Origin of the sequence: Herbidospora mongoliensis (genome assembly GCF_001570545.1) — a bacterium.
Taxonomy (GTDB): Bacteria; Actinomycetota; Actinomycetes; order Streptosporangiales; family Streptosporangiaceae; genus Herbidospora; species Herbidospora mongoliensis.
In genome coordinates, this window is record NZ_BBXD01000009.1 from 612,839 (window position 1) to 626,757 (window position 13,919).

Sequence of the window (13,919 nt, forward strand, 5' to 3'; positions counted from 1 at the left end):
AACCGGGCGAGGATCGAAATGTCGCGATCCCGGTCGGTCAGGACGCTCGTCCCATGTGCTCGGGACACCCCTTGGCCCACAGTTGGCGCCAGCGACACCACTCTGTCTGGGGGCTCCCATATGCGTAAGGTCTTCTTCGGCTTCGCGGTGATCATGTTCATCGCCGTGCTCGCCCAGTTCTACTTCGCCACGTTCGGCGCGTTCGAGCGGCCGGCACCCGCGGTCGGCGCCGAAGACGCCGCGATCATGCCGCACATCCTCAACGGCACGATGGTCATCCCGCTGCTGTCGATCCTGACCACCGTCGTGGCCGCCATCGCCAAGGCCGGCACCCGCCTCATCCTGCTGTCGATCACGCCGTTCCTGCTCGTCGCGGTGCAGCTCTTCGTGATCTTCACGATCGCCGAGCTGGCCGGCGCGAAGGACGACAGCACCACCACCGCGAGCCTGGTCGTGCTCGGCTTCCACGCCCTCGACGGCGTCGCGATCCTGTGGGCGTCGTTCGTGCTGATGCAGCGGGCCCGGGCCCTGACGAAGACCGCGCCCGCGCCTCAGGCCGCCGTCGCGTGACCACCGCGCTCACCGGCGGCCTCGACCAGATCGTGCTGGTCGTCGCCGCCGTGTTGTGGCCCGCCGCGGCCGGATTCGCCTACGCCGCGTTCCGGCCGCCCCACGATCCCCGCTTCTACCTGGCCGCCCTGGCGCTGAGCGCCGGGGCGGTCGTCGTGACCGGGGTGCGGGTGGCGTTGACGCTGCTGCTCATGCGGGCAGGGTGGTGGTTCGTCGCCGAGAAGATCCTGCTGGCCCTGCCCCTGCTGCTGCTCCCGATGGTGCACGCCCTCACGACGTCCGTCCCCGCCCTTCTCCGACGTGACCGCGACCCGCGCAGGGCCTACCCCCTGATGCTGACCGCCATCGGCGCGGCCGCCGGGCTGGCCTGCGACGTCGTCATCTCCTACCCGGTGACCCCGCCGGCGGTCCTGGTGGTGATGCTGATCGGCGGCGGCGCCGCGACCCTGGCCTGGCGACTGGTCGCAGGCGGCGGCGACCGGTGGCGTATCGCCGGGTCGGCGTTCGCGCTGACCGGCCTCGTCTGGGCGATCACGGGCAGCGTCTCCGGCCCGGCGATGCACGCGGGCCACGACACCGCCGTCCAGGGCGTCTCAGTGGCCTCCCTGCGCGGGCAGACCGACCCGAATGCCCGGAAGTTCACCCTGACGGCACAGGTCTCGAACGTGACCGTGGGCGGCCGGACCGTGGAGACCTGGTCGTTCAACGGCCAGAACCCCGGCCCGACGCTACGGGTGAAGCAGGGCGAGACGCTCGAGGTGACGCTGCGCAACGAGCTTCCCGACGGCCAGGGGGTGACGATCCACTGGCACGGCTACGACGTGCCCGCCGCCGAGGACGGGGTACCCGGCGTGACCCAGGACGCCGTCAGACCCGGCGGCGAACACGTCTACCGGTTCAAAGCCGATGATCCCGGTACGTACTGGTATCACTCCCACCAGAACTCCAGCGTCGCCGTGGCCAAAGGGCTGTTCGGCCTGCTCATCGTGGAGCCCGCCGAAGGCGATCACACGGTGGCGCTGCATTCTTACGGGAACGTCCAGACGATGGCCTTCGACGACGAACCCCCCACCGACCAGCAGGTCAAGGCCACCATTCCCCCCGGGACCCCGGTCCGGCTGCGGATCGCCGACACCAACAGCCTGCCGGTGAACCTGGGCCTGTCAGGCGTGGCGTTCCAGCTGAAATCGGTCGACGCCCGGGACATCGCGGGCGCCACTCCCCTTCGGGACCAGCGCGTCAAGCTCGCCGCCGGAGGCCGCTACGACCTGGCCTTCACCATGCCCGACGGCCCGGTCCTGCTGAGCCTCGAAGGTCATCCGGGTCTGGCGATCAACGGCCAGGCCACCCCCGCGACCGGGGACCTCCTCGACGTCACCGGCTACGGCGCCCGCCCCGACCTCGCGGAGAGGTTCGACCAGGAGATCGTCTGGGTGCTGGACAAGACGTTCGCCATGGTCGACGGGCTGCCGAGACTGGCCCACACGGTCAACGGGAAGGGCTACCCGAACATCCCCACGCCGATCGTCCGCGAGGGCGAACGAGTCAAGATCACCATCGTGAACCGCTCGGGCGACCTGCACCCGATGCACCCCCACGGGCATCACGTCGAGGTGCTGTCCCGCAACGGCCGCAGCGCCAACGGGATACTGGTCGACACCTTCGACGTCGAACCGGGCGAGGTCTGGGTGGTCGCCCTGACCGCCGACAACCCGGGCCTGTGGATGTCCCACTGCCACGACCTGGCCCACGCGGTGCAGGGCATGGAATTCCACCTCGCGTACGAGGGAATCACCACCCCCTACGACATCGGCGGCCCAGCGGAGAACCACCCGGCGTAGCTCTCGCCGACCAACTGCGGCAACGCTTTCGCGGGCCATCTGGACCGCCGGGGAACGCCGCCACGGCGCTCTCCAGGCGATGCGGCCACTCCGCGAAACGCCACGGCGGCAGAGTCGGCGTAGAGATGGTGAAGAGGCGCTACGACCGCAGGAAGGCCAGTACCGCGAGCACGCGGCGGTGCTGGTCGGCGTCGTCGGCGTAGAGACCGAGTTTGGCGAAGATCGAGCGGATGTGCTTCTCCACCGCGCCGTCGCTGACCACCAGGTGGCGGCCGATCGCCGGGTTGGAGCGGCCCTCGGCCATCAGCTCCAGGACCTCGCGTTCCCGGGGGGTCAGCATCGCCACCGGGTCGTCGCGGCGGCGGCGGACCATCAGCTGGGAGATGACCTGGGGGTCGAAGACGGTTCCGCCTGAGGCGACGCGGCGCAGCCCGGCCAGGAACTCCTCGACGTCGATCACGCGGTCTTTCAGCAGGTAGCCCACCCCGCCACGGGCGTCGGCGAGCAGGTCGTCAGCGTAGGAGACCTCGACGTACTGGGACAGGATGAGGATCGGCGCCCCGGGCACCTTCTGGCGGACCGTCACGGCGGCGCGCAGGCCTTCGTCGGTGAAGGTCGGCGGCATGCGCACGTCGACCACGGACACATCCGGCTGATGCGCCACGACGGCGGCCACGAGCTCCTCGCCCGTGCCCACCGTCGCGACCACCTCACAGCCGAACTCCTCGAGAAGGCGGACGAGCCCTTCCCGGATGAGCACGGCGTCATCGGCCACCACTACCCGCACGGAACCTCCGCCACGATCAGGGTCGGTCCCCCGGTCGGGGACTGAACGGACAGCTCACCGTCGACCGCGCGCAGCCGGTCGGCCAGACCGGACAGCCCGTGGCCCTTGGCGACATGCGCGCCGCCCACCCCGTCGTCGCCGATGGTCAGCAGCAGCGAGTCGCCCATGCGCTCGAGCATGACCCGGCACAGAGTGGCCCGGCTGTGCTTGGCGACGTTGGTGAGCGCCTCGGCGGTGACGAAGTAGACGGTGTTCTCCACGAGTGCGGCGAACCGCTCCTCGATCCGGATGTCGAGCTCGACCGGCACGGTGCACCGGGCCGCCAGCGCGGACATCGCCGGGTTCAGCCCCCGGTCGGCCAGGATCGGCGGCGCGATCCCCCGCGACAGGGCCCGCAGCTCGTCGAGCGTCTCCCGGGTGGCGGTGATCGCCTGCCCGATCGTCGTCGACGCGGCCTCGGCGTCGCGCTCCAGCAGCCGCTGGGCCCGCGACAACTCCATCGCCAGGTGGACGAGCCGCTGCTGCGGCCCGTCGTGGATGTCCCGTTCGAGCCGCCGCAGCGCGTCGGCCTCGGCGTGGGCGGCGGCGTGCCGGCCCTCGGTGAGGTGGTCGATGCGGCCCTGCAGCTCGGCCATGCCGCTGAGCATGGTCCGGCTCAGGTTGGCCTGCAACGTGGCCATGAACCGGATCACCGGGTAGATCGCCAGCGCCGCGATCAGGCCCAGCACCAGGTAGAACATCGTGTTGACGAGGTAACCCCCGCCGAGGCCCAGCAACTCCGGCAGCTCCTGGTTGCCCGGAATCTGACTGGTGAACAGACCCCAGATCGGGTACGTCACCCCGCTCAGCACCAGAGCCCACATCACGACCGTGACGACGAACGTCGCGATCGCGACCGGGAACATGATGAACAGGAGCAGCGCGTCCAGCCACGACTGAGGGGTGATGATCGGGTTGACCAACCGGCGCACCCATCCCGCGCCGACCGGCGGCGCCGGGTAACGCGGCCGGGACACCGGCCGGTCGAGGACCAGCGCGATACGACCCCGTTCGAGGTCGCCGAACAGGCGGGCGATGAGCAGGGTGATCGAGAGGAGGGCCACCCCCACACCGACGACGACGGTCCCTGCTCCGGCGGAGAGCCCGGCGACCATCAGGCAGAACGCGACCGTCGCCAGGGGGAAGCCCAGCAGCAGGTAGCCGGTGTCGGCGGCCAGGCGGCGCAGATGTGTTCTCATGCCCCTCAACCTAGGAATTGGCGGCACTCCTCACGATCCCGCGTACACCCGAGCGATGGTAGGGCCTGCACCACCATCTCAGGCGCCTCTGAACGTCAACGCACCTCAAGCCCGCACAGACCACTCGCCGTCGAGCCGAGCCCAAAGCGTCTGCCTCGGCCTCCCCGCAACGCTGCACAGGCACGAAGCCGCGCCCGGTCGAGCCGAGACCCAAGCATCTGACTCGGCCTCCCCCGCAATGCCACCCAGGCATAACCGCGCCCGGTCGGGTTGAGACCGTGAGCATCTGCCTCAGGCACTCACGCGACGACTACAGGCGAAAGCCGCACCGGAGCGGGCCGGGACCCGACGTGTGGCCGAGACCCAGCACCCCTACCTCCAGTGCGGCTCGCTACTTCTTGCGCTTCTCTCTGATCTTCATGGTGACGTTGATCGGGGAGCCCTCGAAGCCGAACTCCTCACGCAGCCGGCGCTCGATGAAGCGGCGGTAGGTCTCCTCGAGGAACCCCGAGGTGAAGAGCACGAACTTCGGCGGCTCGGTGGCGGCCTGGGTGGCGAACAGGATCTTCGGCTGCTTGCCGCTCCGGACCGGCGGCGGCGTCGCCTGCACCAGCTCCGTGAGGAACTGGTTGAGCCGCGCGGTCGGCACCCGGGTCGTCCACGAGTCGATCGCCCGTTCCAGTGCGGGAACCAGCTTCTCGACGTGGCGGCCGGTCTTGGCGGAGATGTTCACGCGCAGCGCCCACGGGGTGCGGACGAGCTGGCGCTCGATCTCCTTCTCCAGGTAGTAGCGGCGGTCTTCGTCGACCAGGTCCCACTTGTTGAACGCCACGACCATGGCCCGGCCCGACTCGATGACCAGCGAGATGATCCGCAGGTCCTGTTCGGTCAGGACGTCGGAGGCGTCGATCAGCACGATCGCGACCTCGGCCCGCTCCAGAGCGGCACGGGTGCGCATGGCGGCGTAGAAGTCGGCGCCCTTGAGCTCGCGGTCGCGCCGCCGGATGCCGGCGGTGTCGATGAAGCGCCAGGGCTGCCCGCCGAGCTCGATCAGCTCGTCGACCGGGTCACGAGTGGTGCCGGCCATCGGGTCGACCAGCACCCGCTCCTCGCCGGCGACCCGGTTCAGCAGCGACGACTTGCCCACGTTGGGCTTGCCGAGCAGCGCCACCCGGCGCGGGCCGCGCTCCTCGCCGAACTTCATCATCGGCGTCTCGGGCAGCGCGTCGAGCACCACGTCGAGCAGGTCGCCGCTGGACCGGCCGTGCAGGGCCGAGACCGAGTAGGGCTGGCCGAGGCCCAGCGACCACAGCTCGTTGGCCTCCAGCTCGACAAGATGGTTGTCGACCTTGTTGGCGGCCAGCACGACGGGTTTGCCCGCCTTGCGCAGCACCGAGCCGACCGCCTCGTCGGCGTCGGTGACCCCGACCGTGGCGTCGACCACGAACAGGATCACGTCGGCCAGTTCGGCCGCGATCTGCGCCTGTTCAGCGATCTTCAACGCCATGCCGGTGGCCTCGTGGTCCCAGCCGCCGGTGTCGACCAGCGTGAACCGGCGGCCCCGCCAGTTGGCGTCATAGGTGACCCGGTCACGGGTCACTCCGGGCACGTCTTCGACGACCGCCTCCCGGCGGCCGATGATGCGGTTGACCAGGGTCGATTTGCCCACGTTGGGGCGACCCACCACCGCCACGACGGGCAGCGGACCCGAATCGGGCTCTTCGTCGTGGCCTCCCTCGTCGAGGGTGGCCAGTTCGGCCTCGATCCAGCCGTTCTCGTCGTATTCCGCGCTCATCGCGGCATTCCTCCTGTCAGCGCGCCTCGATCGGGGCGCGCTCCTTCACAAGCCGAAGAATCTCGGCGATCACCTCGTTGAGCCCCAGCTCAGTGGTGTCTACCTCGACCGCGTCGGCGGCCATGGTCAGCGGGTCGGCCTTCCGGGTGGAGTCGAGCGTGTCGCGGCGGGCCATGTCGGCCACCTGCGCCTCGACGGTCGACCCGGTCAGCTCGGCATTGCGCCGGCGCGCGCGGGCCTCGGCGCTGGCGGTCAGGTAGATCTTGACGGGGGCCTGGGGGGCGACGACGGTGCCGATGTCCCTGCCTTCGACGACCATGCCCTCGGGGGTGGCGGCGATCAGCTCACGCTGGAGGGCGACCAGCCGAGCGCGGATCTCGGGAACCGCCGCGACCGCCGACACGGCACCGGTCACGACCGACTCCCGGATCGGCCCGTTGACATCGATCCCGTCGACGGTGACGCCGGACTTCTCCGGGTCGGTGGACATCTCCAGCACGGGCTCGGTGGCGCGGGCCGCGATGGTCGCGGCGTCGGCCAGATCGATCCCCTGCTCCAGCACCCACCAGGTGACCGCCCGGTACATCGCCCCCGTGTCGAGGTAACGCAGGCCCAGCGCGCGAGCCACCCCTCGAGACGCGCTCGACTTGCCCGACCCCGAAGGACCGTCCATGGCGACGACCAGACCAGGCACGGTCCACTCCCCTGTTCTCGTATGTGGTGCGACTCCAGAAGGCTACCGGCGCTCAGGCCCGGCCCCGACAGCCTTCATGGCCACCTGTGGACGACGACCCGGAGATCGCCGCCCTGTGGAAAACGTTCAGCCCTGCAGTTGCCAGCCCTGCGCCCGCAGAGCCGAGGCGAAGATCCCGGCCGACTCCGGCTGGACCGACAGCTCCACGGCGCCCAGAGGCAGCCCCGGCACGTGCTCGAGCCGCACGTCCTCGATGCTGACCCCCGCTTGTTCGGCCACCTGGAACAGCCGGGCCAGCTCGCCCGGACGGTCGCCGATGACCACTTGGACCACCGCGTAGGTGCGCGCGGGCCCGCCGTGCTTGCCGGGGATGCGACCGGTCCCGGTCACGCCCCGCCGGAGCAGGTCGGTGACCTCGTCCATGGATGTGCCGTCGATCGCGAACTCCCGCAGCGACTGGGCCGCCGTGTTGAGATCGGCCGCGACCGCCTCCAGGACCTCCGCCACGGGGGTGGCGTTCCCGGACAGGATGTTCGTCCACAGAGAAGGATCGCTGGCCGCGATGCGGGTGACGTCGCGGACCCCCTGCCCGCTGAGGCCGAGCGCCGTGTCGGTGGCGTCGGCCAGCCGGGCGGCCACCGCCGCCGACGTCACGTGAGGTGCGTGGGAGATCACCGCCACCGCCCGGTCGTGCTCGTCGGCCCCGATGGTGACGGGGTTGGCCCCACAGAGCGCGACGAGCTCGTACACGGCGTCCCGGGCGTCCTTGCCCGACTCCACGGTCGGGCAGAGCGCCCACGGACGCCCGAGGAACAGATCACCCCGGGCCGCCCCAGGACCGGACCGCTCGCGCCCGGCCAGGGGATGTCCCGCCACGAACGTGGACAGGTCACACCCCAGCACCGCGGCCTGCGCGATCGGCAGCGCCTTCACGCTCGCGACGTCGGTGTAGAAGCGGGCCGCCTCGGATTTCTGCAGTTCGAGCAGTTGGTCCGCGACGAACTGCGGCGGCACCGCGATGACCGCGATGTCGACCCGTTCGCCGCCGTCCCAGGGTTCGCCGGCCCCCAGCTCGCTGGCCAGCCGCGCGGCCCCCGGGTCACGGTCGGCCAGCAGCACCCTGATGTCACGGCGGCGCAGCGCCAACGCCAGCGACGTGCCGATGAGGCCCGTGCCGACTACCAGGGCACTGGTGAGTGAGCCACCCTCGGTCATGGAATTACCTCGGTGATCTGTCTATTGAGCGATGTCGACCCGCAGCGCGATCGCGCCGCGCAGGTAGACGTGGTGGATCTCCTGGCGCGGCCGGTCGACGGAGATGTGGGCCATCAGCCGCACGACGCGGGGCAGCGCGCCCGGCACGTCGATCTCGGTGGCGCAGATCAGCGGCACGTCGTGGAAGCCCAGCTTACGGGCGGCCAGTGCCGGGAACTCGGCGGTCAGGTCGGGCGTGGCGGTAAAGATCACGCTGATCACATCGTCTGTGGTGAGCCGGTTTCGCTCCATCACTTCGGTGACCAGCTCGGTCGCTCCCGAGATGATCGACTCGCGATCGTTCCCGTCGACCTGAATCGCGCCGCGGACCGCCCTGACCATGCCTGACTCCTATCTGATCGTCCGCAAAGGCTACAGCTTGACCGATGCGTAGAGTTCGCCCACTTCGTGCAGGCTGAGCGAGCGGATCGTGCCCGGCTTGAGCCGACCGAGCTTGACCGGCCCGAACTCGATGCGAGCCAGGTCGATCACGCGGTGCCCGGTCTCCTCCAGCAGGCGGCGCACGATGTGCTTGCGCCCCTCGTGCAGCACGATCTCGACGAGCGCCTGCTGCCCGTGCTCCTGGACGACGTTGAAGGAGTCGACCTTGGCCAGGCCGTCTTCCAACTCGATCCCGGTGCGCAGCGTGCGGTGCAGGTCGCGCTGGATGGGCCCGGGGACCTTGGCCCAATACTTCTTCGACACGCCGTAGCTCGGGTGCGTCAGCCGGTGCGCCAGCTCACCGTCGTTGGTGAGCAGCAGCAGCCCCTCGGTCTCGGTGTCGAGCCGCCCGACGTGGAACAGCCGGGGGGCCAGTTCCTGGACGAAGTCGGCCAGGCACGGCCGCCCCTCCGGGTCCTCCATCGTGGAGACGACGCCGATGGGCTTGTTCAGCGCGTAGTACACCAGGTCGGGCGCGGTCGGAATCCGCTTCCCGTCGACGTGGATGATCTGCTTGGCCGGGTCGACCCGGGCGCCGAACCGGCGCACGACCTGCCCGTCGACCTGGACACGGCCCTCGCCGATCAGATCCTCACAGGCCCGCCGCGACGCGACGCCCGCCTGCGCGAGCACCTTCTGCAGCCGCTCGCCACCGGGAACCTCGGTGGTGTCGCGCTCGTCGGTGTAGCCGGGCTCCCAGAACTCGGGGTCCCGCTTCGGCTGAGCCGAGGTCTTGAAAGGCTGCGCCGCCACCTTGGGCTTTACCGGCTTACCGATCGTCTGTACGCCATCACGACGCGCCGGCCGGTCAGCCCGCGCAGGCCGGTCGGACTTGCCGAAACGCGCCCTGGAGCCCTTGGCGGCCGGGTTGCCCCGCTCGTCCCGCGACTCGAAGGACCGCTGAGGACGGTCGGCGCCGTCAGAACGCTCGTCCCGGTAGGGACGCTGCGGCCGGTCACCAGTGGAGGGACGGTCCTCACGGAAGGACCGCTGCTGCCGGTCGCTCGTCGGCGGCCGGTCGTTGCTGAAGGACCGCTGCGGCCGGTCCCCATAGGGACGCGCGGGCCGGTCGTCGTTGGACCGCTGCGGCCGATCGCCGTAAGGGCGAGCAGGCCGGTCGTCGTTGGACCGCTGCGGCCGGTCGTTGCCGAAAGTCCGCTGCGGACGGTCACCGTAAGGACGGTCGGAACGCGACCGGTCATCACGAGCTGGCCGGTCACTGTTGAACGACCGCTGAGGACGGTCGCCGGTAGCGGGCCGGTCGTTGTTGAAGGACCGCTGCGGCCGATCGCCATAAGGACGGGCGTCACGAGCCGGGCGGTCATTGAAGGACCGCTGCGGCCGGTCCCCATAGGGACGCGCGGGCCGGTCGTCGTTGGACCGCTGGGGCCGATCGCCGTAAGGACGGGCCGGACGGTCATCGTTGTAGGACCGCTGAGGCCGATCGCCGTAGGGACGGTCGGAACGCGGCCGGTCATCACGAGCCGGACGGTCGTTGAAGGACCGCTGCGGCCGGTCCCCATAAGGACGCGCGGGCCGGTCGTCGTTGGACCGCTGGGGCCGGTCACCGTAAGGGCGAGCGGGACGGTCGTCGTTGTAGGACCGCTGAGGCCGGTCACCATAGGGACGGGCGGGACGGTCGCCATAAGGACGGTCGGAACGCGGACGGTCGTCACGCGCGGGCCGATCACCGTAAGAACGGGCAGGGCGGTCGTCGTTGGACCGCTGCGGCCGGTCGCCGTAAGGACGGTCGGAGCGGGGGTTGTCGTCGCGGGAGGGGCGCTGGGCCCGGTCGTCCCGGGAGCCGTAACTCCTGTCGCCGCCGCGGGTGTCGCGGGAGCCGGAGCCGCCGCCCGCGGAGGCGCCGCGGTCGTCGCGGGAGCCGAAGCCACCCCGCTTGGCGGGGCCGCCGGAACCGGCGCCGCGGGCGCCTGAGCGGCCCGCGCGGAAGGCGTTGTCTCGACCGCGTCCATCACCGGACGGGGTTCGCTTGTTCACTTGGAATGCTCCTCAAGAGTGTCGTCGTCTGGGAGGAAGGGCGCGAGTTCGGGGAGCTCGGAGAGATCCCGCAGGCCCAGCCTCTCCATGAAGTAGCTGGTGGTCCGGTAGAGCAAAGCCTGGCTCTCCGGGTCGGTCCCGGCCTCCTCGACGAGGCCGCGGGCGGCGAGCGTGCGCATGACGCCGTCGCTGTTGACGCCGCGGATGGCCGCCACCCTGGCCCGGCTGACGGGCTGACGGTAGGCGACCACGGCGAGGGTCTCCAGGGCGGCCTGGGTCAGCCGCGCCTGCTGGCCGTCGCGCACGAACCGCTCCACCAGCGGAGCGCATTCGGCACGCGTGTAGAGGCGCCATCCTCCGGCGACCTCTCTCAGATCAAAACCCCTCCCGGCGGAGGTGTATTCCGCCGACAGTCCGCGCAGGGCGGCCGCGACCTCGATGGTCGGCCGTTCGAGCACCTGCGCGAGGGTGATCTCCTCGACGGGTTCTTCGACGACGAGAAGGATGGCCTCGAGCCCCATCGTGAGGTCAGACATCATCGCCCTCTTCTCGTCGCGTCTCGTCGTAGTCGTCGCCGACGAGCACACTGCCGTCGGCTGTTCCGGTCCAGGTCACGTACAGATCCCCCAGAGGCTCGGCCTGTTCGAAGGTGACCGCGGCCTCGCGGAACAGCTCCAGAACGGCGAGGAACCTCGCCACCACTTCGAATGGGCCGGCGCAGTCGGAGGTCAGCGCCCGGAATGTCGCGGTGCCCGCCCGGCGCAACCGCTCAACCAGGATAGCGGCCTGTTCGCGTACCGAGGCGAGCGGTTGGTACATGTGGGTGATCGAGACGGTCGGCGGGAGCTTCGGCGTGAACGCCCTGCGGGCGATCTCGGCCAGCCGTTCGGGCCCGATCCCGAGGATCAGCTCGGGCAGCAGGTTGGCGAACGCCGGCTCCAGCGGCACCACCCGCGCGAACCGCAGCGACTCCTCGGCCATCCTCCCCGAGAAGATCTTCGCCACTTCCTTGTACGCCCGATACTGCAGCAACCGCGCGAACAGCAGGTCACGGGCCTCCAGCAGGGCGAGGTCCTCTTCGTCCTCGACCTCGCCCGAGGGCAGCAGCCGGGCCGCCTTGAGGTCGAGCAGGGTGGCCGCGACCAGCAGGAAGTGGCTCGTCTGGTCGAGATCCCATTCGGGGCCCCGACCGCGGATGTAGGAGATGAACTCGTCGGTGACCTTGCTGAGCGACACCTCGGTGATGTCGAGCTTGTGCTTGGCGATCAGCCCGAGCAGCAGATCGAAGGGCCCCTCGAACACCTCAAGGTGGACGTGGAACCCCACCTCTTCTGGGGGCGCGCTGATCTCCGGCTCGGTCACCGGGCCATTGTCCCCCAGAAATCAGAGGCGCGCGGGCCAGCGGGCGAGCACCTCACGGGCCAGGTCACGGTAGGCGGTGGCACCCATCGAACCCGGGTCGAACTGGGTGATCGGCTCCCCGGCCAGGGTGGCGTCGGGGAAGCGGACGGTGCGGTTGATGACGGTGTGGAAGACCTTCTCGCCGAACCCCTGCATGATCGTCGCGAGCACCTCGCGGGCGTGGAGGGTGCGAGGGTCGTACATGGTGGCGAGGATGCCGTCGATCTCCAGGTGCTTGTTGAGGCGCTCCTGGACCTTGGAGACCGATTCCATCAGCAGGGCCACGCCGCGCAGCGCGAAGAACTCGCACTCCAGGGGGATCATGACGCTGTGGGCGCAGGTCAGCGCGTTGACCGTGAGCAGACCGAGCGAGGGCTGGCAGTCGATCAGGCAGATGTCGTAGTAGGGGAGCAGGGGCTCCAGGCTGCGCTGGAGGGCGTATTCGCGGGCGACCTCGTTGACCAGCCGGATCTCCGCGCCGGACAGGAAGATGTTGCTGGGCAGCAGGTCCATGCCCTCGACGCTGGTGGCGAGCAGCGCGTCTTCCGCGGTGACGTCGGACTCCTCCATCAGGAGGTCGTAGATCGTCGTCTCCAGCGGGCGTGGGTCTATTCCCAGACCCACGGACAGGGCGCCCTGCGGGTCGAAGTCGACCAGCAGCACCTTCTGCCCGACCTCGGCTAACGCGGCGCCGAGGTTGATGGTGGTGGTCGTCTTACCGACGCCACCCTTCTGGTTCACCATGGCCACGACCCGCGCCGGACCGTGGTTCGAGGGCACGGAGGGCTCGGGGAAGACCGGGCGCGGGCGCCCCGTCGGACCCAGGGCACCCTGGTTCGCCGCGGTCCACGTGTCGTCTGTGGTCGCAGTCACCTGTTGAACCTCCCTGATGGACCCGAATCGGACCGAATCTAGAGGGTAGTCACGTATGCGGCAAGGCGCCGCGCGCAAGCAAAGCCAGGGTAATGGAAGTGCATCACCTGCGGGCGCGGGGATGCGCCGCCGCGTACACCTCTCTGAGCCGGTCGACCGTCACCAGTGTGTAGACCTGAGTGGTGGTCACCGATGCGTGGCCGAGCAGCTCCTGCACCACCCTAACGTCGGCGCCGCCGTCGAGAAGGTGGGTTGCGAACGAATGGCGCAACATGTGCGGGGACACACCGGACAGGCCGGCCCGGTCGGCGGCCGACTGGAGGACCTCCCAGGCGCCCTGCCGGGTCAGCCGGCCGCCCCGGGCGTTGAGGAACAGAGCGGGCGTGCCGCGCCCGTGAGAGGCGATGAGGGGCCGCGCGCGCACCAGGTAGGAGTCCAGTGCCGACCGGGCGTAGCGGCCCAGAGGAACGATCCTGGTCGTGCCGCCCTTGCCGCGCAGCACCACCTGTGAGGCCGCCGCGATGTCGTCGACTGCCAGGCCCACCGCTTCGGAGATGCGGGCGCCGGTTCCGTACAGGACCTCGAGAAGAGCCCGGTTCCGGAACGTCAGAGGCGACTCGTCGGGACCCGAGGCGGCGATGAGGCGCTCCACGTCGTCGACGGTGATCGCCTTCGGCAGCCGCCGCAGCGTGCGCGGCGGCCGGACCTGGTTGGCCGGGTCGTGGCCCGAGACGCCCTCGCGCAGCGCGAACCGGTGGAGCCCCCGGACAGCCGAAACGGCCCGGGCCGCCGAGCTGGCGACCAGGGCCGGATGTTCGTCGTCGCCCTCACGCAGGGCCGCCAGGAAGCTGACCACATCGGCCTCGGCGACCTGGCTGATCGAAGCCAGGCCGCGCGAGGACAGATGGTCGACGTAACGTCGCAGGTCACGGCGGTATGAGGCCAGCGTGTTCGCCGAAAGGCCCCGCTCCACCGCCAGATGGGCGAGGTAGCTGGTAAGTACGGCTTCCGGCGAGCTCAGCGTAGG

Annotated in this window: 13 protein-coding genes; 2 read left to right on the top strand and 11 right to left on the bottom strand. The window is 70.0% G+C overall.

Annotated features, from left to right (window positions below; genetic code table 11):
• The first annotated feature begins 120 nt into the window (after positions 1–120).
• Together AW272_RS07140 and AW272_RS07145 are read left to right on the top strand one after the other, a co-directional pair.
• A complete protein-coding gene (locus tag AW272_RS07140) occupies positions 121–570 on the top strand; it encodes a DUF6220 domain-containing protein (protein WP_066361987.1) in 450 nt (149 codons plus the stop codon).
• Positions 567–2,411 (top strand): multicopper oxidase family protein, encoded by a 1,845-nt coding sequence (locus tag AW272_RS07145; RefSeq protein WP_066361988.1) that lies wholly within the window; start codon positions 567–569, stop codon positions 2,409–2,411. The genes AW272_RS07140 and AW272_RS07145 overlap by 4 nt, the downstream gene beginning before the upstream one ends.
• Positions 2,412–2,550: 139 nt before the next feature.
• Here AW272_RS07145 and AW272_RS07150 read toward each other — a convergent pair whose 3' ends face one another.
• The 11 genes from AW272_RS07150 to xerD form a co-directional block, all read right to left on the bottom strand.
• Positions 2,551–3,198 (bottom strand): response regulator, encoded by a 648-nt coding sequence (locus AW272_RS07150; protein WP_066361989.1) that lies wholly within the window; start codon positions 3,196–3,198, stop codon positions 2,551–2,553.
• Positions 3,189–4,436: a sensor histidine kinase gene (locus AW272_RS07155; protein WP_066361990.1), complete on the bottom strand. Its 1,248-nt coding sequence runs from the start codon at positions 4,434–4,436 to the stop codon at positions 3,189–3,191. The genes AW272_RS07150 and AW272_RS07155 overlap by 10 nt, the downstream gene beginning before the upstream one ends.
• Positions 4,437–4,827: 391 nt before the next feature.
• Complete coding sequence (der, locus tag AW272_RS07160; RefSeq protein ID WP_083958084.1) at positions 4,828–6,231, bottom strand: ribosome biogenesis GTPase Der; 1,404 nt, start codon at positions 6,229–6,231, stop codon at positions 4,828–4,830.
• A gap of 16 nt (positions 6,232–6,247) precedes the next feature.
• Entirely contained in the window at positions 6,248–6,925 is a 678-nt protein-coding gene (cmk, locus tag AW272_RS07165; RefSeq protein ID WP_245657230.1) for a (d)CMP kinase, read from the bottom strand.
• A gap of 126 nt (positions 6,926–7,051) precedes the next feature.
• Positions 7,052–8,140: a prephenate dehydrogenase gene (locus AW272_RS07170; RefSeq protein ID WP_066361992.1), complete on the bottom strand. Its 1,089-nt coding sequence runs from the start codon at positions 8,138–8,140 to the stop codon at positions 7,052–7,054.
• A 21-nt stretch (positions 8,141–8,161) separates the two neighbouring features.
• Entirely contained in the window at positions 8,162–8,521 is a 360-nt protein-coding gene (aroH, locus tag AW272_RS07175) for a chorismate mutase (protein ID WP_066361994.1), read from the bottom strand.
• Between the two features lie 30 nt (positions 8,522–8,551).
• Complete coding sequence (locus tag AW272_RS40410) at positions 8,552–10,618, bottom strand: pseudouridine synthase (protein ID WP_083958085.1); 2,067 nt, start codon at positions 10,616–10,618, stop codon at positions 8,552–8,554.
• Positions 10,615–11,157, bottom strand: a complete 543-nt coding sequence (gene scpB / locus AW272_RS07185; protein WP_157518418.1) for an SMC-Scp complex subunit ScpB — start codon at positions 11,155–11,157, stop codon at positions 10,615–10,617. The genes AW272_RS40410 and scpB overlap by 4 nt, the downstream gene beginning before the upstream one ends.
• Positions 11,147–11,980, bottom strand: a complete 834-nt coding sequence (locus tag AW272_RS07190) for a segregation and condensation protein A (protein WP_066361997.1) — start codon at positions 11,978–11,980, stop codon at positions 11,147–11,149. The genes scpB and AW272_RS07190 overlap by 11 nt, the downstream gene beginning before the upstream one ends.
• A 21-nt stretch (positions 11,981–12,001) precedes the next feature.
• Entirely contained in the window at positions 12,002–12,892 is an 891-nt protein-coding gene (locus AW272_RS07195; RefSeq protein WP_066361998.1) for a ParA family protein, read from the bottom strand.
• 103 nt (positions 12,893–12,995) lie between these two features.
• Positions 12,996–13,913, bottom strand: coding sequence for a site-specific tyrosine recombinase XerD (gene xerD / locus AW272_RS07200; RefSeq protein ID WP_066362571.1), 918 nt, complete (start codon positions 13,911–13,913; stop codon positions 12,996–12,998).
• Positions 13,914–13,919 lie beyond the last annotated feature (6 nt).

Bases quoted from the DNA above. Each gene is read 5' to 3' on its own strand.
- AW272_RS07140 (WP_066361987.1), top strand. From the start codon at position 121: ATGCGTAAGGTCTTCTTCGGCTTCGCGGTGATCATGTTCATCGCCGTG.
- AW272_RS07155 (WP_066361990.1), bottom strand. From the start codon at position 4,436: ATGAGAACACATCTGCGCCGCCTGGCCGCCGACACCGGCTACCTGCTG.
- der (WP_083958084.1), bottom strand. From the start codon at position 6,231: ATGAGCGCGGAATACGACGAGAACGGCTGGATCGAGGCCGAACTGGCC.
- AW272_RS07170 (WP_066361992.1), bottom strand. From the start codon at position 8,140: ATGACCGAGGGTGGCTCACTCACCAGTGCCCTGGTAGTCGGCACGGGC.
- aroH (WP_066361994.1), bottom strand. From the start codon at position 8,521: ATGGTCAGGGCGGTCCGCGGCGCGATTCAGGTCGACGGGAACGATCGC.
- scpB (WP_157518418.1), bottom strand. From the start codon at position 11,157: ATGATGTCTGACCTCACGATGGGGCTCGAGGCCATCCTTCTCGTCGTC.